The 22,480-nt window shown below is 72.8% G+C and carries 18 protein-coding genes; 8 read left to right on the top strand and 10 right to left on the bottom strand.

Annotated elements, in window-relative coordinates:
- The coding region (locus VMR86_15670; protein HTO08485.1) for a hypothetical protein at positions 1–1,571 on the bottom strand (1,571 nt) is incomplete at its 3' end.
- A 145-nt stretch (positions 1,572–1,716) separates the two neighbouring features.
- On the opposite strand from VMR86_15670, the gene VMR86_15675 reads away from it, so the two are divergent.
- Complete coding sequence (locus tag VMR86_15675) at positions 1,717–2,808, top strand: Zn-dependent alcohol dehydrogenase (GenBank protein ID HTO08486.1); 1,092 nt, start codon at positions 1,717–1,719, stop codon at positions 2,806–2,808.
- 9 nt (positions 2,809–2,817) lie between these two features.
- Here the strand turns inward: VMR86_15675 and VMR86_15680 are convergent, their stop codons facing one another.
- Entirely contained in the window at positions 2,818–3,054 is a 237-nt protein-coding gene (locus VMR86_15680; GenBank protein HTO08487.1) for a hypothetical protein, read from the bottom strand.
- Between the two features lie 122 nt (positions 3,055–3,176).
- Here VMR86_15680 and VMR86_15685 point away from each other — a divergent pair, with 122 nt between their 5' ends.
- The 3 genes from VMR86_15685 (at position 3,177) to VMR86_15695 (ending at position 6,175) form a co-directional block, all read left to right on the top strand.
- Entirely contained in the window at positions 3,177–3,935 is a 759-nt protein-coding gene (locus tag VMR86_15685) for a helix-turn-helix domain-containing protein (GenBank protein ID HTO08488.1), read from the top strand.
- Between the two features lie 24 nt (positions 3,936–3,959).
- A complete protein-coding gene (locus VMR86_15690) occupies positions 3,960–4,871 on the top strand; it encodes a hypothetical protein (GenBank protein HTO08489.1) in 912 nt (303 codons plus the stop codon).
- 83 nt (positions 4,872–4,954) lie between these two features.
- Positions 4,955–6,175 (top strand): EAL domain-containing protein, encoded by a 1,221-nt coding sequence (locus VMR86_15695; protein HTO08490.1) that lies wholly within the window; start codon positions 4,955–4,957, stop codon positions 6,173–6,175.
- Here the strand turns inward: VMR86_15695 and VMR86_15700 are convergent.
- Both VMR86_15700 and xth read right to left on the bottom strand, forming a co-directional pair.
- The gene (locus VMR86_15700) at positions 6,158–7,258 is read right to left on the bottom strand and encodes a hypothetical protein (GenBank protein HTO08491.1); all 1,101 of its coding nucleotides are present in this window, start codon (positions 7,256–7,258) and stop codon (positions 6,158–6,160) included. The two genes, VMR86_15695 and VMR86_15700, sit on opposite strands and share 18 nt — an antisense overlap.
- On the bottom strand, positions 7,255–8,022 hold the full coding sequence (gene xth, locus VMR86_15705; GenBank protein ID HTO08492.1) for an exodeoxyribonuclease III: 768 nt from the start codon (positions 8,020–8,022) through the stop codon (positions 7,255–7,257). Before xth ends, VMR86_15700 begins: the two co-directional genes overlap by 4 nt.
- A gap of 64 nt (positions 8,023–8,086) precedes the next feature.
- On the opposite strand from xth, the gene VMR86_15710 reads away from it, so the two are divergent.
- Together VMR86_15710 and VMR86_15715 are read left to right on the top strand one after the other, a co-directional pair.
- Complete coding sequence (locus tag VMR86_15710) at positions 8,087–11,539, top strand: adenylate/guanylate cyclase domain-containing protein (protein HTO08493.1); 3,453 nt, start codon at positions 8,087–8,089, stop codon at positions 11,537–11,539.
- A gap of 96 nt (positions 11,540–11,635) precedes the next feature.
- A complete protein-coding gene (locus tag VMR86_15715; protein HTO08494.1) occupies positions 11,636–13,093 on the top strand; it encodes a wax ester/triacylglycerol synthase family O-acyltransferase in 1,458 nt (485 codons plus the stop codon).
- A 9-nt stretch (positions 13,094–13,102) separates the two neighbouring features.
- On the opposite strand, the gene VMR86_15720 is transcribed toward VMR86_15715, so the two are convergent.
- Both VMR86_15720 and VMR86_15725 read right to left on the bottom strand, forming a co-directional pair.
- Complete coding sequence (locus tag VMR86_15720) at positions 13,103–13,615, bottom strand: hypothetical protein (GenBank protein ID HTO08495.1); 513 nt, start codon at positions 13,613–13,615, stop codon at positions 13,103–13,105.
- Positions 13,594–14,856, bottom strand: coding sequence for a serine/threonine-protein kinase (locus VMR86_15725; protein ID HTO08496.1), 1,263 nt, complete (start codon positions 14,854–14,856; stop codon positions 13,594–13,596). Before VMR86_15725 ends, VMR86_15720 begins: the two co-directional genes overlap by 22 nt.
- Before the next feature lie 112 nt (positions 14,857–14,968).
- Between VMR86_15725 and VMR86_15730 the strand changes: the two genes are divergently transcribed.
- Positions 14,969–15,496, top strand: coding sequence for a hypothetical protein (locus tag VMR86_15730; protein HTO08497.1), 528 nt, complete (start codon positions 14,969–14,971; stop codon positions 15,494–15,496).
- Positions 15,497–15,516: 20 nt separating this feature from the next.
- The gene (locus VMR86_15735; GenBank protein HTO08498.1) at positions 15,517–16,161 is read left to right on the top strand and encodes a dual specificity protein phosphatase; all 645 of its coding nucleotides are present in this window, start codon (positions 15,517–15,519) and stop codon (positions 16,159–16,161) included.
- Here VMR86_15735 and VMR86_15740 read toward each other — a convergent pair.
- From VMR86_15740 to VMR86_15755, 4 genes are all read right to left on the bottom strand, one after another.
- Complete coding sequence (locus VMR86_15740) at positions 16,143–20,096, bottom strand: DNA topoisomerase 3 (GenBank protein ID HTO08499.1); 3,954 nt, start codon at positions 20,094–20,096, stop codon at positions 16,143–16,145. The two genes, VMR86_15735 and VMR86_15740, sit on opposite strands and share 19 nt — an antisense overlap.
- Positions 20,097–20,151: 55 nt before the next feature.
- Positions 20,152–20,544: a hypothetical protein gene (locus VMR86_15745; GenBank protein HTO08500.1), complete on the bottom strand. Its 393-nt coding sequence runs from the start codon at positions 20,542–20,544 to the stop codon at positions 20,152–20,154.
- A gap of 91 nt (positions 20,545–20,635) precedes the next feature.
- On the bottom strand, positions 20,636–21,235 hold the full coding sequence (locus tag VMR86_15750) for a TetR/AcrR family transcriptional regulator (protein ID HTO08501.1): 600 nt from the start codon (positions 21,233–21,235) through the stop codon (positions 20,636–20,638).
- Between the two features lie 15 nt (positions 21,236–21,250).
- On the bottom strand, positions 21,251–22,387 hold the full coding sequence (locus tag VMR86_15755) for a DJ-1/PfpI family protein (GenBank protein ID HTO08502.1): 1,137 nt from the start codon (positions 22,385–22,387) through the stop codon (positions 21,251–21,253).
- Positions 22,388–22,480: the final 93 nt, after the last annotated feature.

Here is a 22,480-nt window from a genome sequence, read left to right on the forward strand (position 1 = left end):
GCCACGTCACCGCCCGAGATCTGCACGTCGGCGAGCTCGGGGGCGCCGTTCCGCAGGCTGCCCGAACGCTGCTGCGCCGAGGCGCCGATGTAGAAGCCGACGGCGTCCTCGAGCGTGTCGAACGAGCCGTCGTGCATGTACGGGTTCGAGTGACCCAGGTCGCGCAAGCCCGGCGTCTTGAAGCGCGCGATCGCAGCGTCGAGCAGGCTGTCCTTGCTGGTCTTCGCGGCAAGTGACTTCGCGATCGCGCGCCGGAGCCGGCCCTGCGCGTTCGGGAAGTCGGAGTTGAACAGCACGTTCCAGGCGCCCAGGTCCGTGAGCTCGGGGTTGCCCGCGTCGGCGGCGGCGCGGAAGCGGCCCGTCGCCTCGGGGTGGCGGAAGGTGGCGGGCAGATAGGCGTCCGGGTCCGCGGCGCGCTCGCTGCGCGTGGGGATCGCGAGCGCGGAGAACGCGCCCGCGCCGTGCAGGCCGTCGTACTCCCGCTGAGTCACTCCGGTGTTGTGGAACGAGAAGTCGCTGAAGAGCGGCGCCGGGTGACAAGCGGCGCAGTTGCCGCGGCCCAGGAAGATGCGCAGCCCCTCGAGCTCCCGGGCGTCGAAGACGAACGGCTGGGCGTGGAGCGCGAACGGACCGTCGATGTTGGCCACGAACAGCGGCGTGGGCAGCTGGTCCAGCGCCGCCGCCAGCCGCTGCGTGTACTTGGCGGGTGTCTCGCGGCCCTTGGGCTTGCGCGGCAGGTTGTTGCGCAGCAGGAACAAGTCGTAGGGCGAGCCGCTGAACGCGCCCGTGTCGTCGCTCGCGAACTCGAGCTCTTGCACGTATCTCGAGATCAGCTTCGCGACCTGGTTCACGATCGCCTCGTCGCTCGCCCGGGTCACGTCGAGCCGCAGGAGCCGGGGCAGCACGAACTCCTCGGGGAGCTTCGGATCGCTGCCCAGGAACACGCGGCGGTACGAGCCGCCGGCGCCCGCGGCGAGCTCGGCTCGCCCGTCGTCCTGGCGGATCACGCGCGCGACGTGCGCCATGGCCTGTCTGCGTTCGCTCGGCAGCCAGCCGTAGTTGCGCCCGAGCAGGGTCTCCTTCACCAGCTCGTTGAGAGAGGCGAACTCACCGTCGAAGTGGAGCTCGACGCCGCCCCGGCGCGGCAGCGAGGCGTTCACCAGCGGCGGTGAGTTGCGGGTGGTGTGCGTGTGTCCGTCGCCGCGGTCGGGCACGGGGCTGCGGCGCGCGAAGTCTGCGTAGGTGCGCATGCCGCCCACGCTCAGGTCGGGCAGGCCCAGCGGGTCGAACACGAGCTGCTCGTCGACCAGGTGACACGCGCGGCAGTTCATCGACTGACCCGCGAACGGGCCGGGCAGCGGGTCGCCGGTGGTCTCGGTCTCGGCCACGACCGGATCGCCGCCGTTGCCCAGCGGCTGGTTGATGTCGGTCATGTGGCTGGCGAAGAACTCCGCGAAGCGCGTCTCCAGGAACAGCCGCTCCCCGATCGCCACCTCGGGCGGGTCGGCGTCGTCCTGCGCGAACGCGGGCCAGGACACGAACAGGAGCGCCAGGGCGAGCCAGATCTTCATGGCGCCGCATGCTAGACGATTTTGAAATTCAATATCAACTAGTCGAGCCGAAGCCCGGTCGAGGGGCGGCCGGCGAGAGCCTGCTTGAGCCGCGCACCCCGAAACCCGTATAACGGCGACTCCACGTTCGAGGAGGGATGCGAGCATGAAGGCGCTGGTCACGCGCGAGTTGAATCAGTACGCGGTCGAGGACCTGAAGCTCGATCCGCCCAAGGCCGGCGAGCTGCGCATCAAGATGGGCGCGACCGGCGTGTGCCACTCCGATCTCTCGGTGATCAACGGCACGCTGCCGCTGATGCGGCCGATGGTGCTGGGCCATGAAGGCGCGGGCGTGGTCGCGGAGCTCGGGGCCGGCGTGACCGGCTTCGCCGTCGGCGACCACGTGGTGCTCTCGTTCGCTCCGGCCTGCGGTCAGTGCCACTTCTGCAAGACCAAGCAGCCGCAGTTCTGCACCGTCGGCCAGCCGCACGGGCGCATGCTCGACGGCACCGCGCGCGTCCACGGCAAGGACGGCGCCGACGTGGGAGTCATGCAGTTCCTCGGCTGCATGGCCGAGGAGGCGATCGTGCCGGCGATCAGCGCGTGCAAGATCGACAAGTCGATCCCGCTCGATCGCGCGGCGCTGGTCGGCTGCGGTGTGATGACGGGCGTGGGCGCGGCGATCAACACCGCGAAAGTGACTCCCGGCTCGTCGGTGGCCGTGTTCGGCTGCGGCGGCGTCGGGCTCTCGATCATCCAGGGCGCGCGGCTCGCGGGCGCGGCGAAGATCATCGCCGTCGACGTGGCCGACAAGAAGCTGGAGATGGCCAGACACTTCGGCGCCACTCACACCGTGAACGGCGGCAAGGAGAGCGCCGTCATGAAGTGCAAGGAGCTCACCGGCGGCCACGGCCCCGACTTCACCTTCGAGGCGGTCGGCATCCCGAGCCTGATGATGGAGACGCACGCCGCCGCGCGGCGCGGCGGCACCACGACCATCGTCGGGGTGGGCAAGCTCACCGAGCAGGTGCCGTTCAACGCCCTCATGCTCTCCATGGAGGGCAAGACGGTGAAGGGCAGCTTCTACGGCGACACGAACTTCATGAGTGACTTCCCGATGCTGCTCGAGCTGTACACCAGCGGCAAGCTCAACCTCGACGACATGGTCAGCGCGACCTACTCGATCGAGGACGCGCCGCGCGCGCTGCAGGACCTGGAGAAGGGCGTGAACGCGCGAGGCGTGATCGTCTACCGCTAGGGAACGGCTCTAAGGGACGGGCGGAATCACGCTGCCCGCGATCTGGTGCCGCAGCGACAGGCGCAGGCCGCCGTCGAGGTAGATGCGCTGCACCAGCGCCCGCGCGCGCTCGGGGTCGGCCACGAAGCGGATGCGCAGCCGGTCGGTCTCGACGAGACAGTCCTCGACCCACTCGCTCGAGACGACCTGCTCGAACGCAGCCGCCAGGCGGTTGCGGTCGGTGAACTCCAGCGTGTGCACGTACACGCCCGCAGGTTTGGCAAGGCGCGTGCCGGGAGTCAGGCGCCGGTGCGGCGGTCTGGGCCCGGCGCCTGCCCAGCGGCTGCACACGGCTCGACCAGAAACTGCGCACGGCGGACAATGCGGGCGTGTACTGCGAGGCTGCGCCCGGTCCGCGTCTCTCGGCCTTCGTCGAGCGGCTGTGTTTCTCGAGCGACGACGCGCCCGGCGCGCCTCCCGCCGTGCGGGTGGTGCCGGACGGCGCGGTCGACCTCTTGTTCTCGGCTGCGGCCGCCGGCGGTGCGTGCAGCGCCGAGCTCTTCGGCCTGAAGACGCGGGCGCTCCTGGTCGCGACCCCGGACAGCCGCGACAACGTGCTGCTGCGCCTGCGTCCCGGCGCCGTGGCGCGCCTGTTCGGCGTGGCCGCGCACGAGCTCACCGACCGGGCGCTGCCGCTGCGCGAGCTCGTGGGCGCGCCCGCCGACGCGTGGCGCGAGCGGGTCGCGGGCGCGCGCTCCCCGGCCGAGCGCCGCGCCGTGCTCGAACGCGAGCTCGGCGGGTGGTGCGCACGGCGGGCGCGCGCCGAGGACGCGGAGCACGCGCTCGCCGAGCGGGCGGCGGCCGCGCTGCGCCGCAGCTCGGGCGCGCGGCGCATCGCGGCGCTGGCCGAGTCACTGGGCGTGGGCGAGCGCCGGCTCGAGCGCGTGTTCCGCGCGCGCATCGGAGTCACTCCGAAGCGCTTCGCGGCGATCCTGCGCTTCGCGGCCGCGTACCGCGCGCTCGCCGCCGGCGCCGGGCCGCTCGCCGCGGCGTTGGCGCACGGCTACTTCGATCAGGCGCACCTGAACCGCGACTTCCGCCGGCTGGCCGGCGCGCCGCCGCGTCGGATTTTTCCAAGTCCGCGCTGACTCCGGCGGGCTAGGCTCGCGCGCATGAAAAGGCTCTCCCTGCCCGCGTTCCGCCGCGCCCGCGACTTCCTGCACGGCGCCGCGCGGCCACTGGAGCGCGAGCTGTTCGCGCACGAGTTCGAGGGCGGACCCGCCGAGAGTGCGCTGCGGGCGCTCGATGCCTTCCGCAACCCCGATGGCGGCTACGGTCACGGGCTCGAGCCCGACCTGCGCATGCCGGGCTCCTCGGTGCTGGGCACGCTCTCCGCGCTCGACCTCATGCGCGAGCTCGGCTGCGACGCGCGTGAGCCGCGCGTCCGCGGGGCAATCGGCTGGCTCGTCGGCCGCTTCGACCCGGCGCTGCCCGGCTGGCGCTACGTGGGGCCCGAGGCCGAGGACAGCCCGCACGCCCCGCACTGGAAGTGGCAGCTCCACCAGCCGGGCGGGCCCTGGGACCACGTGCTGAACCCGGGCGGCCGCGGCCTGGCGCTCTTGTCTCACTGGCCGGGGCTCGCGCCGCCCGGCCTGCGCGAGACACTCGAGCGCGCGTTCGTGGCGCGCGTGACCCAGGCCGTGGCCCGGCCGGCCGAGCTGGGCGTCGACACGCTGTTCTATGCCGCGCAGGTCGAGAATCCCACCACGCGCGCGGCCCTGCGCGGCGCCGCCGTGGCGGCCGTGGCGCGCGACCCCGCGCAGTGGAGCGGCTACAGCGCAAAGCCGCTGCGCCTCGCACCCACTCCCGACTCACCGCTCGCGGAGTGTCTCGCGCGAGAGACCGCCGCCAACCTCGACTGGGAGATCGACCAGCAGTCCACCGATGGCTCCTGGCAGCCGAACTGGACCTGGCAGGGTCAGTTTCCCGCCGCCTGGGAGGGCGCGCGGCGGGAGTGGCAAGGCGAGCTCACGCTGCGCGCGCTGCGCAGCCTGCGCGCCTTCGGGCGGCTCGAAGCCGCTTAACGCGACCCCGCGAACTGCCGATTTGCGGAGAGTCCGGACGAGGGCTTTGTACGATGGACAAGAGCGCGAGCCAGAGGAGCGCGGTGGCGGGTGTGACGGACGTGCTCCCGGAAGTCACGACGGCGTTCTCGCGCCAGGGCGCGCTCGGCGTGCTGTACGTGGACTGCAGCGCGCTCGACGAGGTCGAGCGGCGCTACGGCGAGGAGGCGCAGCTGCGCTCGCTCGCCGCGCTCGCCGACGTCGTGGGCGGCGCGTGTCTCGAAGTCCTGGGCCGGCGCGCGCCGCAGGCGCGCGGCGAGCTGGGCCGCAGCGAGTTCGTGTGCTTCGTGCCGTGCGAGGCGGGCGACGTGGACTTCCACGCCAAGGTGCTGCCCGCGCTCGAGCGCACCGCGCGCGAGCGGCTCGCGCGCAACGCGCAGCGCATCGCGTATCCCTACCTGCGCCGTCTGCCGCCGTTGCCGATCGGCTGCGCCTACACGCTGCGCAATCCGCTGCTCGCGGCGCTCACCCAGGTGCGCGAGGCGCTGGACCGCGCGCGCGCCGACGCCGAGCTCAACGCGCGCATCGCCCAGCGCGGCCGCCGGCGCGACTTCCTGGACCTGCTCTTGCAGGGCAAGCTGCACTCGGTCTACGAGCCGGTGGTCGACGCCAAGTCACTGACCGTGTACGGCTACGAGGCGCTGGTGCGCGGCGTCGAGGGCACCGAGCTGGCGTCGCCGGCCGAGCTGTTTCCCGTGGCGGCGGCCGAGAACCTGCTGTTCGAGCTCGACTGCCAGTGCCGGCGCGCCGCGGTCGAGGGCGCGGCCGGCTTCCCGCAGGGCGCGAAGCTGTTCATGAACATCCGCCCCACGGCGATCCACGACCCGAACTTCCAGCCCGACGCGCTGACCCGCACGCTCGACCGCTGCGGACTCGCTCCCAACGACGTGGTGTTCGAGATCTCGGAGCAGGAGTCGATCGACAACTACGCCATCTTCCGCGAGGCGCGCGACGACTACGGCAAGCTCGGCTTCCAGTTCGCGCTCGACGACACCGGCGCGGGCTACGCGAGCCTCGAGGCGGTGCTCGAGCTGACTCCCGAGTTCATCAAGGTCGACCGCGCCTTCGTGCACGGCATCGACCAGGACTCCGCGCGCCAGAACATGCTGCGCGCCTTCCAGACCATTGCCAGCGACATGAACGCGCGCATCATCGGCGAGGGTCTCGACACACTCGAGGAGCTGCGCATGCTGGGCGAGCTCGGCATCCAGTTCGGGCAGGGCTGGCTGTTCGGCAAGCCCGCGCCGCTACGGGCTGGCGACTAGCTTCATCGCCCAGCTCTGCAGAGCGACTCGCAGGACCCGGTCGCCGGCGAAGGAGCCGACGTAGAGCTGGTCGTCGACCAGCAGCGCCGAGGTGCCGCCGCCCATCGGCGGGCCGACGTTCTCGTACAGCGCGTAGTCCTTCATGTCGCGCGGATCGAGCAGCACGATCGAGAAGTGGAACGGGCACTGGCCGTGCTCGAGGCCGCCGCAGGCCATGATCTCGTTCAGCGGCGCGTTGTGCGACGCGACCAGCAGCTTGCCGCCGGGCGCCCAGTTCACGTTGTCGGGGCTGGCGATCTGGAGCTTGGCCAGGAGCCGGCCGGTGCGGCGCTCGAACTCGCGCAGCTCGTCGGCGAGATACTCGTCGACGAACAGGGTCTCGCCGTCGGGCGAGACCGCGATGCCGTTGGGGGCGGGCGCCTCGGTGCCCGGGATCGCGCGCATGGCCGCGCCCGGATGCCATTCCAGCACCGCGCCCGTCGAGCCGCGCAAGAGCCCCCAGAGCACCGAGCGCAGCGGGTGCGCGCGCGACGCGAAGTGAGTCGTGACGAAGCCGCCGTCGGGCAGGGCAGCCACGTCGTTCAGCAGCGCGTCGTCCGGGGCGAGCACGCAGCCGCGCCAGGCGAGGGCGGGCGCCTTGGGTGAGTCGCTCACTTCGAACAGCTCGACGGACTCGCGCCCGCCGTGGTTCACCACCAGGAGCTCGAGCGCGCCGTCGGGCCGCCGGGCCAGGTCGAGGCCGTGGGGGCTGAGCTTGTCCCCCGGCGCCCCGGGGCAGGCCGGGTCGCCCCAGCCGGCGCGCGGCGGCGCGTCGGGCACTCCGGGCAGCGGGTAGGCGGGCGAACGCGACTCACTCTCGAGCGCCAGGAACGAGAGCGACCCCGGATGCGGGCCGTCCGGCACGCCCATCTCACTCACCACCAGCACGTGCGCCGCCGGCAGCAGCGCCAGGTCCTCGGGGTTGTGGAAGCCACAGATCGGGTGCGCGTCCTTGGACGGCGCGCAGTCCGTGATCGGCGCGCGCGCCCGCGAGCAGGCGCCGGCGGCGAGCAGCGCGAGCGCCCCGGCGAGGACGCGTCTCACGCGAACGTCGCCAGCACCGGCGCGTGGTCCGATGCGCCCTTGCCCTTGCGCTCCTCGCGGTCGATCGCCACGTCGGCCAGCCGCGCGTACAGCGCGGGGGTCAGGAGCAGGTGGTCGATGCGCAGGCCGCGGTTCTTCGGGAACCCGAGCAGCCGGTAGTCCCACCAGGTGAACGCCTGGAGCTTCGGGTACTTCTCGCGGAACGAGTCGATCAGGCCCCACTCACGGAGCCGGGCGAGTGCGGCGCGCTCGAGCTCGCTGCACATGATCTGGCCGACCCAGAGCGCCGGGTCGTGCACGTCGAGGTCGGCGGGCGCGACGTTGAAGTCACCGGCCAGCACGAGCGGCGCGCTCGGGTCGCACTCGCGCTCCAGATACTTCCGCAGCCGCTCGTACCACTCGAGCTTGAACGCGTACTTCTCGGAGCCGACCTTCTGCCCGTTCGGCACGTAGGCGGTGATGACGCGCACACCGTCGACCGTCGCGGCCAGGAGCCGGGCCTGGCTGTCGTCGCCGCCGTCGCGCAGACCCGCGCGCACGTCGCGGACGGCCGTGCGCGCCAGGATCGCCACGCCGTTGTAGCCCTTCTGGCCGGCCGTCACCGACTCGTAGCCCGCGGCACGCAGCGCCAGGGCCGGGAAATCCGCGTCCACGACCTTGGTCTCCTGCAGGCAGACCACGTCGGGTGAGTGGCGCGCCAGCAGCGCCAGCAGCCGGTCGTGCCGCTGGCGGATCGAGTTCACGTTCCAAGTAACCAATCGCATCGCCGGACATCGTATCTCGCGACGCCGCTTGACGGGTGGGCGGCGACCGGCCGAAGGTGTCCAGATGCGGTGCTCGCAATGCAGTGCAGAGCTCCTGGCAGGCAGGAAGTTCTGCGTCCAGTGCGGAGCGCCCGCGCAGGTCTCGTGCGCGCATTGCGGCGCGCCGGTCGAGGCGGGCTGGCGCTTCTGCCCCGACTGCGGCCGCGAGGTGGCGCCGGCCGCCGGCGCGGAGCCGCAAGTGACCCTGATCTCCATGACCCCGCCGCCGGCCCCGGCGTCGCCTGCGCGCGAGGCGCCGCGGCCGGTCCTGTCGCGCGTGCTGCCCGAGACCGCGAGCGAGCGCGTGCGCGCCGCCGCGGCCGGCGCGGTCGCCGGTGAGCGCAAGCGGGCGACGGTGTTCTTCTGCGACCTGGTCGGCTCGACCGCGATCGCCGAACGGCTCGACCCCGAGGAGTACCGCGAGCTGCTCGACCAGTATCTCGAGCTCGTGCTGGGCGAGATCTACCGCTTCGAGGGCATCGTCAACCAGCTCGCGGGCGACGGCATGATGGCGCTGTTCGGCGCGCCGATCGCGCACGAGGACGCGCCCGAGCGCGCGGTGCTGGCCGGGCTCGCGATCCAGCGCGAGCTGCTCACGCTGTCGGAACGGCTGCTCGCCGAGGGCGGCGTCGCCCTGCGCGCGCGCATCGGCATCCACACCGGCGTCGTGGTCGCCGGCACGGTCGGCAACGAGCTCAAGATGGACTACACCGCGACGGGAGACACGACCAACCTCGCCGCGCGCCTCCAGTCACTCGCCACGCCCGGCACGATCCTGGTCTCCGACGCGACTCACGCGCTGCTGCGCGGCCGCTTCAAGACGCGCGCGGTCGGACCGTTCGAGGTGAAGGGCAAGAGCGAGCCGATCGCCGCCCACGAAGTCGAGGGCATGGCCGAGAAGTCGCAGAGCTTCGCCATGACCGAGCGCGGTGAGCTCACGCCGCTGGTCGGCCGCGACGCCGAGCTGGGCCAGGTGATCTCCTGCTTCGAGCGGCTGGACGGGGGCCTGGCGCAGATCGTGTCGGTCGTGGGCGACGCCGGCATGGGCAAGTCGCGCCTGGTGCACGAGCTCCGCAAGCGGCTCAAGGGCCGCGACGTGGAGCTGCTCGAGGCGCGCTGCTCGTCCCTGACGCGCTCGGTGCCGTACTCGCCCTGGCTGCAGATGTTCCGGCGCTGGTTCGAGATCGACCCGGCCGACGACGCGGCCACCAAGATCCGGAAGATCGCGACCGGCTTCACCGACGAATCCGGCGCACTCGATCCCGGCTACGCCTACGTGTGCTGGATGCTGGGACTCACTCCCGAGGGCGAGCGGCCCAGCGACGACGCGGTGCGCGTGGGCAGCTTCGAGGCCGTGGGCCGGCTGATCGGGCGCAAGGCCGAGCGCGTGCCGGTGGTGATCCTGATCGAGGACCTGCACTGGATCGACGACGCCTCGCGCGAGATGCTCGAGCTGTCGCTCTCGCAGGCGCACATCAAGCGGGTGATGTTCCTGGTGACTCACCGGAACGACTTCCGCGCCAGCTGGCAGTCACATGCGGCGATCACGCAGCTCCGGCTGCGGCCGCTCACCGACGGCGAGGCGGCGCTGATCGTGTCCGCGCGCGCGGGCGGCGCGGTCCCGCCCGAGGTCGAGCGGCGCATCCTGCGCAAGGCCGACGGCAACCCGTTCTATCTCGAGGAGCTGACCCGGGCGCTGGTCGAGGACGGCACGCTCGCGCTGCGCGACGGCACCGTGCGCGCCACGCGCAGCGCCGACGAGATCCGCATTCCCGACACGATCGGCGAGCTCCTGGGAGCGCGCATCGACCGGCTGACCCCGGCCGCCAAGCGCGTGGCGCAGGTGGCCGCGGTGCTCGGCCGCCAGTTCGCGCGCACGCACGTCGAGCGGCTGCTCGAGGGCGAGCCGATCGACGTGCTGGCCGAGCTCTACGAGCTCGAGAAGCGCGGCATCCTGCACCGCAACGGCTCGATGGAGCTCGGCGAGCTGCGCTTCGGCGAGAGTCTCACCCAGGAAGTCGCGTACGAGGGGCTGCTCATGCGCGAGCGCCGGCAGCTCCACGACCGCGCCGCGGGGCTGTTCGCGGCCGAGGGTGGCTCGGTGCCCCCGGGCGGCGACGTGCGGCGCCTGCGCGCCCTGGCCGCGCACCACTGGGCGCGCGGCGACGACCGCTCGCGCGGCATCCAGGCGCTGCTCGACGCGGCGAAGGAGGCCCTCGCCGTGCCGTCGTACGGCGACGCCATCCGGCTGTTCCGCGAAGCCTGGCAGCTCGCCGAGATCACGCTCGGCGAGCGGCGCGAGAGCAGCGGCGACGCCAAGCGACTCGCCCTGCGCGCCGCCGTCGGCATCAGCGTCGCGGCGGTGATCTACGGCGACTCCGGCTCCGAGCGCGACGAGACGGCGACCCAGCGCGGCATCGGCCTGGCCGAGGAGCTCGGCGACGACGAGTCACTCGCCCAGCTGCTCGTGAACCACGGCATCGTGGTGCTGAACAGCGGGCGGGAGCGCTTTGCCGAGGGGCTCGAGCTGGCCGAGCGCGGCGTCGCGATCGCGCGCCGGGCCGGGCTCCTGGCGCAGCTGCCCAAGATCTCGCGCGGCCTGGTCTGGGGCTACCTGCTCGACGCGCGCTTCCAGGAGGCGCGCGACCAGGTGGAGTCCGTGCTGCAGTCACTGATCGAGGCCGGCCACGAGGAGCGCAACAGCGAGATCTATCTCGGCACGCGCTACTTCCGCAACCGCGTGATCCTCGAGTCCGACGGCATCGACGAGGCCGAGGCCGACGCGCTCGACGTCTTTGCGCGCGCGCAGCAGGCCAACAACCGCACCATGTACTGCGCGGCGGCGTCGGTGCTGTCGTCGATCGGGGTCATGCGCGGTGACTCGGCCAAGGCCGAGTACTGGGCCGGGCTCGCACTGCCCGTCGCCGAGCAGATCCAGAACCTGGCCGCGGTGCGCGGCTCCGCCGCGTCGCTCCTGCTCGCGCGCGCCGACCGCGGCGACCACAACGCCAGCCAGGCCGAGCTCGATCGGCTCGAGCGCGGCCTGTTCGCGGCGGGGGACCTCGGCATCAACTCCGAGAACATCGTCGAGGCCCTGGTCGAGGTGGGCGAGCTGCGGCGCGCGCGGCGCATTGCCCAGACCCGCGTGGAACTCTCGGGCGGGCGGCTGCGCGAGGCCCGGGCGACGCTCATGACGGGCCTGGTGGCCCTGGCCGGCGGCCCGGACGATCACGCCGACGCCGAGCGCGCCTTCACCGAGACGCTCGCGCGCGGCATCGAGATCGGCGCGCGCTCGCTCGAGGGGCGCGCGCACCTGGGGCTGGCCGAGCTCGCGCACGAACGCGGCGACGTGTCCGCCATGGAGAGCCACGCCCGCCGCGCGCTCGCCATCCTGCGCCCGATGGGCTTCGGCCGCTACGCCATGCGCGCCGCGCGGCTCCTGCTGGAGCGGCTCGAAGGCGCGCCACCGAACGCCTGATCGCGTGGGCACCCGACCCACGCTCTGTTTTCGCAATTGACAGGCGCGCTCGAGGCGAGTAACCCGAATTCCGACACAAGCGCGAAGGACCCCCCGATGGCGCGCTACGCGTACGACCGATTGACCGCGCTCGACAACTCGTTCCTGCTGCTCGAGAAGCCGAACGCCTACATGCACGTGGCTGCGACGCAGGTCTTCAAGACCGGCCCGCTGCGCACGGAAGGCGGCGGCGTCGACGCCGCGCGCATTCGCAAGCTCGTGGCGGCGCTCCTGCACCGCATTCCGCGCTACCGCCAGAAGCTCGCGTGGATCCCGTTCGAGAGTCACCCCGTCTGGGTCGACGATGAGAACTTCAACCTCGACTACCACCTGCGCCACACCGCGCTGCCGCGGCCGGGCAACGACGAGCAGCTCAAGCGCCTGTCCGCGCGCGTGATGCAGCAGCACCTCGACCGCGACCGCCCGCTGTGGGAGATGTGGGTGGTCGAGGGGCTCGAGGACGACCGCTTCGCGATCATCTCGAAGACGCACCACTGCATGATCGACGGCGTGTCCGGCGTCGACATCATGCGCGTGTTGATGTCGCCCGACCCCGACACGTCGCTGCCCGAGGAGCCGAGCTGGGTTCCGCGGCCGGCGCCGTCGGGGTTCGAGCTCATGCGCCACGAGTTCATGCGCCGTGCCTGGCTGCCCGTCGAAGTGCTGCGCGGCGCGGCCAGCCTGGTGCGCGCGGCGCAGGACGTGCGGTTCGATCTCATGACGCGCGTGCGCGCGCTCTCGGAGGCGCTGGGCGGCAGCCTGCGCCTTCCGTCGGAGACGCCGATCAACCGCGAGATCGGCCCGCACCGGCGCTTCGACTGGCTGACGCTGGACCTGGGCGAGCTGAAGCAGATGCGCAAGGCGCTGGGCGGGTCACTCAACGACCTCGTGCTCACGGTCGTGACGGGTGCGGTGCGCTCGTTCCTGCGCACGAGACATGTGAATCCCGACCGGCTCGACTTCCGTGTGATGGCGCCCGTGAGCGTGCGCTCCGAGGACCAGCGCGGGGCGCTCGGCAACCGCGTGTCGGCCTGGATCGTGCCCCTGCCGATCGACGAGCCCGACCCGCGCGCACAGCTCGCGCGCATCATCGACAAGACCACCCGGCTCAAGGTCTCGAACAGCGCCGTCGGCGCCGAGGTCCTGACCCAGGCGGCGGAGTACACGCCCTCGACGCTGCTCGCGCTGGGCGCGCGCAACATCGCGCGGCTCCTGCCCTTCAACCTGGTGGTCACGAACGTCCCCGGCCCGCAGGCGCCCATGTACATGCTCGGCGCCGAGATGACCGAGTGCTACCCGCACGTGCCGCTCACCGACCGGCTCGGCCTGGGCATCGCCCTCATGAGCTACAACGGCCGCCTGTGCTGGGGCTTCAGCGGCGACTACGACCTGATGCCGGACCTGCGCGAGTTCGTGGGCGCGATCGAGGCCGCGTTCCGCGAGCTGCAGGAGCTGGCACACACCAGGCCCGTGACCCTGGGCAACGGGCACGACCGGGCGGCTTCTGCAAGCTGACTCAGCGAGTCACTTCTTCGGCGCCTCGACCGCGAACGTCTCCGAGCGGTCGAACTTCACGTTCGCGCTCTTGAAGTCGATCTCCAGCGCGTACAGGCCGTCGGAGGCGCTGGGCGGCACGGTCACGAACACGTCGATCACCCAGCGGCCCGGGCGCAGGTCGTAGCTGGCGTCGCTCTCCTTCAGGATCGGCTGGCCGCGGAACAGGATCTTGGTGTCGAGCTTGCCGGTCACGACGTCGGTGGGGCCGTCCGTGCACAGCACGTACGTGAGCCGGTGACCCAGCTCCTTGCCCGGCTCCAGGCGCTTGGGCCAGACCTCGAGTGTCTCGAGCTTGAACCAGGGCAGCTTCTGGCTGGCGCAGTTGAACTCCACGCCGACCTTCTCGGGGAAGTCCACCAGCCGCACGCCGGGCGAGCGGAACGGGCGCTCGAGCTGGGGCGGCATGTACTGGCACGAGAGACATGCGGCCGTGCACAGCCACGCGGCAGCCAGCGCGCCTATTCTCGGCGAATCACCCAACCGTTTCCCCCCGTCGGCTTCGGCGTCTCGGAGACCGCCTCGTGCGACACCGGAGGGGACGATCGTAGCTCTGGCTTGCTCGCGTGCGCCACGCGGTGCGCGCGCGCCGCCGTGTGAGTGACCGGCTTGGGCGGAGGCGTCGGCGGCGTCGCGACAGGCGCGGCCGCCGCCGCCACGGCCACCGGCGCTCGTGCCACCGGCGCGGGCGGCGCCGGAACGCTGCGCACCACCTTCGCGCCCATCAGCAGCGCCGCGGCGGCGAGCGCGCCCAGCGGCAGCGCGAGACCCAGGCGGCGGCGCCACGCGCCGCGCGCGGGGCCGGTGCGCGTCTCGGGCTCGGGCGGGGGCGCGGCGAGCTCTACACGCATCGGTGTCGCCAGGAAGCGCGTGTCCAGCGCGCTTGGGTCCGGCGCGCGCGCGTCGCCCTCGCCGAGCGGCAGCGCGGTCTGCAGCGCGTCGCGCAGCGCGTACACGCTGGGGAAGCGCTCGGCGGGCTCCTTCTGCAGCGCGCGCAGGATCACCGCCTCGAGCTCGGCCGAGAGCGCGGGCACGAGCTCGCGCGGCGGGCGCGGCGGCTTCTCGACCTGCGCGCGGCACAGCTCGTACTCACTCTCGGAGTCGAACGGCACCACCCCGGTCAGCATCTCGTAGGCCAGCACGCCGATCGCGTACACGTCGGAGCGCGCGTCGCTCTCCAGCCCGCGCACCTGCTCGGGCGACATGTACTGCGCGGTGCCGATCATGTGGCCGTCGCGGGTCTGGCGCACGGTGCCCAGACAGCGCGCCACGCCGAAGTCCATCACCTTCACGCAGCCGCTGCCGCCCAGCATCAGGTTCGAGGGCTTGATGTCGCGGTGGATGACCCCGGCCGCGTGCGCGTGACCGATGCCCTCCAGCGCCTGCAGCAAGAGCGGCAGCGCGCGCTCGGGCGGCAGGGCGCCGCCGTCGAGCAGCTGGCCGAAGGTGCGGCCCTCGACGTACTCCATGACCATCGCGAGTGACTCCTCCTCGCGCATCATGCAGTAGAGCACCGCGATGTTCGGGTGGATGAGCTGCGCCAGCGTGCGCGCCTCCGCATGGAAGCGCTGCACCACCTCGGCGCAGTCCGCGAGCCCCGGGCGCAGGAACTTCAGCGCCACGTTGCGCCCCAGCAGGTGGTCGACCGCCTTGTAGACGTCTCCGACTCCGCCGGATCCGATCTTCTCGGTGATCTCGTAGCTGCCCAACGTGACGCCGATCATGTCGGGTGCGGTATCGGAAATGCGCGCGTGGCGCTTGATTTCCTCACCCGTACGCAACGGGCGCGGTAAGTCGCGAGTGGCAGGCTACGATCGCGGCCTCGGGAGGAGTGCGATGAGCGCGGATACGGGCTTCTGGCGCCGCTGCAGCAGCTGCAAGAAGGAGATCGGCTTCCAGGCGACCCACTGGGTCTGCAGCGTCTCGACCTGCAACCGCAAGCGCACGGGGCTCGTGTTCTGCAGCACGTCGTGCTGGGATGCGCATCTCCCGACCATGAACCACCGCGAGGCCTGGGCGGAGGAGCGGCGCTCGCCGACGCGAGAGGCCTGGGCCCGGGAGCAGGCCGAGGAAACCGCGCCGCGCGCGCCGGCGGCCCCGGCAGCGGCCCCCAAGCCCGTTCCCCGGTCCGAGCCCGCGCGCATCCTGGTGCGCCCGGCTGCGGCCGTGCGCGCGCCCGAGCCGCCCCAGGACATCCTGGTGGTGGTCTCCAAGCTCAAGGCCTACGTGCGCGCCCGCTCCGGCATGAACACCGCCGACGCCGTGGCCGAAGTGCTCTCGGACCGGCTGCGCCGGCTGTGCGACGAGGCAATCCGGCGCGCGGGCGCGGACGGCCGGAAGACGGTCCTGGAGCGCGATTTCTAGCTGCGGCCTACCTTCCCCTCATGCGCATGCCCCTCGCCGGTCACCCGGTCCTGCGGATCGCCCTCGCGGCCCTGGTGCTCGTGGGTCTGGTGGCTGCGGCGAGCTCGCACCTGCCCGGCATCTACCGGACGCCCGACCGCTGGACCGAGGCGCGCAAGGGCTGGCTGTTCCGCAGCGCGCAGATCCCCGCCTCGGACGTCGAGCAGGTTCTGCGCGCGCAGAAGATCGACCTGGTGCTCGACCTGACCGACGCCGCGCCCGACCCGCTGCAGGACGCGGAGGCCCGAGCCGCCCAGCGGCTGGGCATCCGCTATCTGCACCTGCCCGTGCAGCACCCGCGCGAGCGCGTGATCGAGAACCTCGCGGCCGCGGTCACCGAGATCGATCGCGCGCACAAGGCCGGCCAGCGGGTGCTGGTGCACTGCACCTACGGACACCGGCGCTCCGCGACCGCGCTCGCGCTCTACGCGCGGCTGATCGAGCAGGAGCCGCCGCACATCGCCTTCGCGGAGCTCACCCGCTTCAGCGAGGCCGACTCCAAGTGGAGTCACGACGCGATCACCTGGGTCGACAAGAACATGGACGCGATCGCGGCGGCCGTGAAGGCCGACGAGGCCGCCGCCGACGCGGGCGCGTCGATCCCGAATCAGGCCGAGCCGAACTGACTCGCGCAGAGCTCGAGCAGCGCCGCGCCGTGCTTCGCCGCGAGCGCCGGCCCGATGCCCTTCACGGCCAGGAGCTCGCGCTCGTCGCGCGGGCGGCTGGCGGCGATGCCTTCGAGCGCGGCGTTGGTGAGGATGCGGAACGCGGGCACGCGGCGGCGCTTGGCCTCGGCCATGCGCCAGCGCTGCAGCGCCGCGACCAGCGCGCCGCTCGCGGCCGGTGAAGCCGGGGCCGGCTGCGCGCGCGCCCGGCCGCGGCCCGGCTTCTTCTTGCGCCGCGCGGCGCGCTCGGGCTCGGCGGCGCGCGCGATGCGCACGGCCGCGAGCTCGGTCTCGCCCGCGGCCAGACCGGCACGGGTGAGCCGCACGCGCGCGAACGAGATGGTCTCGCCGTCCTTGTCGAACGAGTCCGACTCCTCGACCGCGAGCCCCGCGCGCACCAGCCCCGCGACCAGCGCCTCGAAGGCCTTGCGCTCGAGTGAGTCGCCGAACAGCTCGCGGTGCAGCTTGCCCGCGGACTGGCCGTTGCGCTCGCGCAGGCGCTCCGCGATGCGCGCGAGCTGCGCGGCTTGGTCGGCGTCGGGCCCGGCCATTGCGAGCGCGCGCGCCGCGCCCGGGTCGCAGATGTCGCACAGGCCGCAGGCCGCGCCGGCGTCGTCCTCGTCGCCGAAGTGTCTCACCAGGTGGACCATGCGGCAGCCGCGGCTCTCGGAGAAGCGCCGCATCTCGTCGAGCTGGCCGCGCTTGTGCCGCACCTGGGCCGCGTAGGGCTCGCGCCAGCCGTCGCGGCCGCGCGCCGCGCGCTCCTCGGGGTCGAGCTGCGCGCCGCCGTGGATCCACAGCTTCTCCAGCGCCTTCTCGAGTGAGTCGGGGTCCATGCGCAGCTCGCGCTGCAGCTCGGCGCGGGTCTCGAAGCGCGGCGAGAGCACGCGGAACACGCGCTCCAGCACGTCGGCCTCCGGATAGTCGCGCGCCAGGAAGTGCTCGTGCGTGCGCAGGTCGACGAAGCCGTGGAACAGCACGGCGCGCGAGGCCTGGCCGTCGCGGCCCGCGCGCCCGATCTCCTGGTAGTAGCTCTCGATGCTCGACGGCAGCGCCGTGTGCACCACGGTGCGCACGTCGGGCTTGTCGATGCCCATGCCGAAGGCGATGGTGGCCACGATCGCGTCGAGCCGTCCCGCCAGGAACGCGGCTTGTGTCTCGTCGCGCTCGCGCGCGGGCATGCCCGCGTGGTACGCGGCGGCGGAGAAGTGCCGGGCCAGCCGGTGCGCCAGCGCCTCGGCCTTCTTGCGCGTGGGCGCGTACACGATCGCCGGCCGGCGCTCGGGCGCGCGCAGCAGCTTCTCGGTCGCCGAGTCACGTGCCGAAGGCGGCGCCTCGCACAGCTCGATCGCCAGGTTCGTGCGGCGGAAGCCGTGGATGTAGCGGCCGGCCTTGTCGATGCCGAGCTGCGCCACGATGTCGCGCTGGACCAGCGGCGTGGCGGTCGCGGTCAGTGCGATCACCGGCGCGGGACGGAGCTGCGGAAGTCTCTCGCGCAGCATGCGGTACTCGGGCCGGAAGTCGTGGCCCCAGTGCGAGATGCAGTGCGCCTCGTCGACGGCCACGAGCGCCGGCTTGCGCGTGGCGAGCTTCTCGGGGAAGCCCGGCACCGCCAGGCGCTCGGGCGCGATGAACAGGAAGTCGAGCCGGCCGTCGAGATAGGCGCGCAGCACGGCCTGCGACTCGGCGCGCGCGCGCCCGGAGTGGATGCGTTCGGCGCGCAGCCCGCGGGCCTGCAGCTGCCCGACCTGGTCGTCCATGAGCGCGATCAGCGGCGAGATCACGAGCGTGGTGCCGCCGCGCGCCAGGCCCGGCAGCTGGTAACAGAGCGACTTGCCCGCGCCCGTGGGCATGACGAGCAGCGCGTCCTCGCCCGAAGTCACGGCGCGGCACACGGCTTCCTGGAAGGGCCGGAAGCTCGGGTGGCCGAAGCGGAGCTGGAGCAGGGCGAGCAGGTCGTCGGGCGGCGTGGGCGTCGGGTCCGGGCGCGGACCCCACTCGAGCTCGAGCTGCGGCGGCAACGCCTTCGGCGGCGCCGGCTTCTCGGTGCGCACGCGCTTCACGACCTCGACCACGTAGCGCTCGATGTCGCGCACGAACGCGTCGAGTGAGTCGCCGCCGCGCTCGATGCGCGCCAGCCGCGCCTCCCAGTTGCCGGTCATGGCGGCGCTCTTCACGTCGGGGTGGACGATCTCGCACAGCTCGATGCCCTTGTCGGTCGCGCGCAGCGTCTTGCCGTCGCGCTCGGCGTACTTGCGCGCCAGCAGGGTCTCGATGATCGACGCGCGCGTGGCCGGCGTGCCCAGCCCCGTCTCGCGCATGGCTTCCGCCAGCTCGCGGTCCTCGAGCTCGCGGCCCGCGGTCTCCATGGCGGTGAGCAGCGTGGCCTCGCTGAGCCGCCGCGGCGGGCGCGTGCGTTTGCGCTCGACGCGCACCTCGTCGACGCGCTGCGGCTGCCCCGGCGCGAGCCCGGGCGGCAGCTCGACCTCGGGCGGCGCGGGGTCGGGCTCGAGCACGCGCCAGCCGATGCGCAGCACGGCGCTGCCGCGGCTCGCGAAGCGGTCGACCTGGGGGCCCTGTGAGTCACTCTCCACCGCGGTCACGACCGAGGTCGAGGCGTACACGTGGTCCTCGTGCCAGGCGGCGAGCAGGCGCCGGCACACCAGGTCGAACAGCGCCGCCTCGTCGGGCGAGAGCCGGGCGTTCTCGGGCGAGGCGCCGGTGGGGATGAGCGCGTGGTGGTCGCTGACCTTGGCGTCGTCGACGAAGCGCGCGCCCAGCGGCCGCTCGCCCGTGCCCTCGGCCAGGAGTGACTCGTAGGGCGCGCGGATCGCGCGCACCACGCGCGGCAGGGTCGCGGCCACCGTGCGCGACAGGTGGCGCGCGTCGGTGCGCGGGTAGGAGAGCAGCTTCTTGGACTCGTACAGACTCTGCGCGAGCTCGAGCGTCTTGGCCGCGCTCCAGCCGAAACGCCGGTTGGCGTGGCGCTGCAGCTCCGTCAGGTCGTAGAGCAGCGGCGGAGAGAGCCGGCGGGTCTGGGCCTCGACCGACTCGATGCGCGCGCGCCCGCCGCGCACGCGCGCGGCGATCTGCTCCGCCTCGGCGCCGTCGCCCGGCAGCCGGCGCGCCTTCTCGAGTGTCTCGGCGTCGGCGCCGGGCGGCGAGGGCCGGAACCAGGTGCCGCGGAGCGGCGTGGCGTCGGTCGCGGCCGACGGCGCGCGGAAGTCGGCGGCCACCTCGCAGTAGTCCTCGGGCACGAAACGCCGGATGGCGAGCTCGCGCTCGACCAGGATCGCCAGCGTCGGCGTCTGCACGCGGCCCACCGACAGGAGCTCGCCGCGCGACGCCGAGCGGCGCGCCAGCGTGTAGGCGCGCGACAGGTTCATGCCCACCAGCCAGTCGGCGCGGCTGCGACCGCGCGCCGCGTCGGCCAGGCCGTCGACCTCGCGCTGCGGCCGGAGTCTCTCGAAGCCGGCGCGGATGGCGTCGGGAGTGAGTGACGAGATCCAGAGCCTCTCGACCGGCTTGACCGCGCCCGCCGCCTCGTAGATGTAGCGGAAGATCAGCTCGCCCTCGCGCCCGGCGTCGGTCGCGCAGATCACCCGCTCGACCGCGGGGTCGAGCAGCACGCGTTTGACCACCTCGAACTGCGCGCGCGTCTTCTCGTACACCACGAGCGGCCAGCGCTCGGGAATCATGGGCAGGAGCGTCTGCCGCCAGGCGCGCCACTCGGGGCGGATCTCGTGCGGCTCGCCGAGCGCGGCCAGGTGGCCGATCGCCCAGGTCACCACCCAGCCGGCCCCGCGCAGCAGCCCGTCGCCGCGCGCGTCGGCGCCGAGCACGCGCGCGATGTCGCGCGCGACGGACGGCTTCTCGGCGACCACCGCCGTAGACAAGGCTCACCCCACTTCTACGGGACCGATCGCCAGGGGTGAGCCGAGTCTAGCGGGTCTAGCGCGAAGCGGCCGTGTAGCCTGCGCGCGCGATCAGCTCGAGGTCCGAGGGGGTGAGGGCCTCGAAGGTCTCCGTGCGCAGGCGCGAGATGGTGGCGTAGTTCGGGTCGGCCAGCAGCGCGTCCATGTCGGCCGGCTTGCGGAAGCGCCACAGCGCGACGACTCGCGGCTCCCCGTTGTCGGAGACGCTGGGGGCGTCGGGGTGCGAGACGCGCACGCCGCCGTGGCGGCGGGCGATCAGCTCCAGGGCGCCCAGGTAGGTGCTGGCGTGGTGGGCGCTCACGCCGGAACGGAGCTGCAGGATCTCCAGCATGTACACATCGGCGCGCGCGGCGCCGGGCAGGAACGACAGGCAGGCGGTCAGGGCCAGGATGGCGAGTGACTTGGGCATCGGTTTCTCCTTCCGGGAGCTGCGATGCCAATAGTTGACTGGTCGGTTTCGCAACGCTGTGAAACGCTTCACACTGTCTGCGCGGGCGTGACTACGGGGCGCGCGTGATTGCCAGCGCCAGCACCGCCAGCCGCCCCGCGGTGTTGGGGTCGTCGTGCACGCAGGAGAGCAGCATCGCGCCCTCGGACAGCGCCAGCAGCGCCTCGGCCATGGCGTCGACGTCGGCCTTGGCGGGCAGCTCGCCGGCAGTCACGGCGTCGCGCAGCGTGTCGGCCAGGCGCGCCTGCATCTCGCCGTAAACGCGCGCGAGCTTGCGGCGCAGCTTGGGCTCGTGGTTCGAGAGCTCGCCCGCCAGGTTGGCCAGCGGACAGCCCGGGGTGCGGCCGCTCTCGCGCCGCGCGCCGCGCTGGGCCCGCGACAGCGCCTTGAACAGGCGCTCGATGCGCGCGAGCGGCGGCAGGTCTTCGGCGAGCGACGGCTCGAAGATCTCCTCGCGGGTGGCCTCCCACTGCGCGTCGATCACCGCCGCGGCCAGGTCCTCCTTCGACGGAAAGAAGTGGTAGAAGCTGCCCTTGTTGACCTCGGCCGCGTCGCACAGCTCCTGTACGCCCACGCTCTCGTAGCTGCGCGCGTGGAAGAGCCGCGAAGCCTCGTCGATCAGCCGCTCGCGGGCGTCACTGGTCCGACCCATGCCCCTGAGACTATCTCAAGGGACCGGGCGATGGACAGGCGGGTCGTACTCGAGCTGCAGCGCCACGAGGTCGGCGGTGGGGGGCCCGTAGCGGGCGCGGATGTCGGCCAGCACGGCGTCCACGGCCGAGCTCCCGGGCGCGGGCAGGGGAAGCGGGTGCCCGGCCGGGCCAGTGGCGTCGGCCAGGAAGCGCAGGCCGCGGCGCGAGGTGACCTCGGGCGTGGGCGCGAACGTGCGCACCGACGCGCGGTAGGTGCGCTCCCAGGCGTCGGCGGTCAGTGCCGCGGCCACCTCGTCGACGCCGTCGGCGAGCGCGAGCTCGAGCGTCTCGTGCCTCCAGAACGCGAGCAGATTGCGCGACGCGGTGAGCGCCGCGGGCCGGTCGAGCGCGAAGTCGCGGCTCACGTGGCCGGCGCCGAAGCCGGGCACGCCGAACTCGCGCGCGACCTCCGCAGCGCGCTCCGGCCCGGCGATCGCCTCGACCAGTGTGAGGGACAGCGGGATCGACGCGCTGATGCCGGTGGTGGTGGCGACGCCGCGGTCGACCACGTAGCGCCGGTCGGTGACCCAGGTCATGCCGGGAAAGGTCTTCGGCATGCGACTCACCCACAGCCAGTGACTCGTGGCGGCGCGGCCGTCGAGCAGCCCGGCGGCGCCGAGCACCCAGCCGCCGTCGCAGATGCCGACCATGGTCGCGCCCTTGCGCGCCTGGGCCTGCAGCCAGGCTAGAGCCGCGGGCTCCTTCGCGTCGTGCAGCGCGGGCACGATCACGTAGTCGGCGCCGTCGGCGAAGCGCGCGTCGAAGGCGCCGACGTCGAGGTCCGGCCGCACGCGCAGCGCGGGGTGGAGCTCGACCGGCGCGTCGCGCAGCGCGACCGCGAGCACGTCGGCGCTGTGCGAGGCCCGCAACACGCCGAGCGGCACGACGAAGTCCGTGGTCTCCGTGCCGCCGTTCTCGGCGAACACCGCGACCACGGGGCGCGCGCGCTTGGGCGGCCGCAGCTGCGCCACGACCGCGGCCCGCTCGGCCTCGGAGATCTCGGGCAGGGCCGCAGCGCGCGGCCGCGCGCCGGGCAGCGCCAGGATGGCGGCGCCGATGCCCGCCGCGGCGAGCACGGCGACTCCCGCGAGGGCGATCCGGAGAAGCCGCATGACGTGGAGGGTAGCCGCCGGCTCGCGCCGCCGTCGGACAATCGCCGCGCGGATCCTGCCAAGCCGCGTGTTAGGTTGTGCGCATGCCCGCTT

It is taken from the genome of Myxococcota bacterium (assembly GCA_035498015.1).
GTDB lineage: Bacteria > Myxococcota_A > UBA9160 > SZUA-336 > SZUA-336 > VGRW01.

Bases quoted from the DNA above. Each gene is read 5' to 3' on its own strand.
- VMR86_15675 (HTO08486.1), top strand. From the start codon at position 1,717: ATGAAGGCGCTGGTCACGCGCGAGTTGAATCAGTACGCGGTCGAGGAC.
- VMR86_15690 (HTO08489.1), top strand. From the start codon at position 3,960: ATGAAAAGGCTCTCCCTGCCCGCGTTCCGCCGCGCCCGCGACTTCCTG.
- xth (HTO08492.1), bottom strand. From the start codon at position 8,022: ATGCGATTGGTTACTTGGAACGTGAACTCGATCCGCCAGCGGCACGAC.
- VMR86_15710 (HTO08493.1), top strand. From the start codon at position 8,087: ATGCGGTGCTCGCAATGCAGTGCAGAGCTCCTGGCAGGCAGGAAGTTC.
- VMR86_15715 (HTO08494.1), top strand. From the start codon at position 11,636: ATGGCGCGCTACGCGTACGACCGATTGACCGCGCTCGACAACTCGTTC.
- VMR86_15725 (HTO08496.1), bottom strand. From the start codon at position 14,856: ATGATCGGCGTCACGTTGGGCAGCTACGAGATCACCGAGAAGATCGGA.
- VMR86_15730 (HTO08497.1), top strand. From the start codon at position 14,969: ATGAGCGCGGATACGGGCTTCTGGCGCCGCTGCAGCAGCTGCAAGAAG.
- VMR86_15735 (HTO08498.1), top strand. From the start codon at position 15,517: ATGCGCATGCCCCTCGCCGGTCACCCGGTCCTGCGGATCGCCCTCGCG.
- VMR86_15745 (HTO08500.1), bottom strand. From the start codon at position 20,544: ATGCCCAAGTCACTCGCCATCCTGGCCCTGACCGCCTGCCTGTCGTTC.
- VMR86_15750 (HTO08501.1), bottom strand. From the start codon at position 21,235: ATGGGTCGGACCAGTGACGCCCGCGAGCGGCTGATCGACGAGGCTTCG.
- VMR86_15755 (HTO08502.1), bottom strand. From the start codon at position 22,387: ATGCGGCTTCTCCGGATCGCCCTCGCGGGAGTCGCCGTGCTCGCCGCG.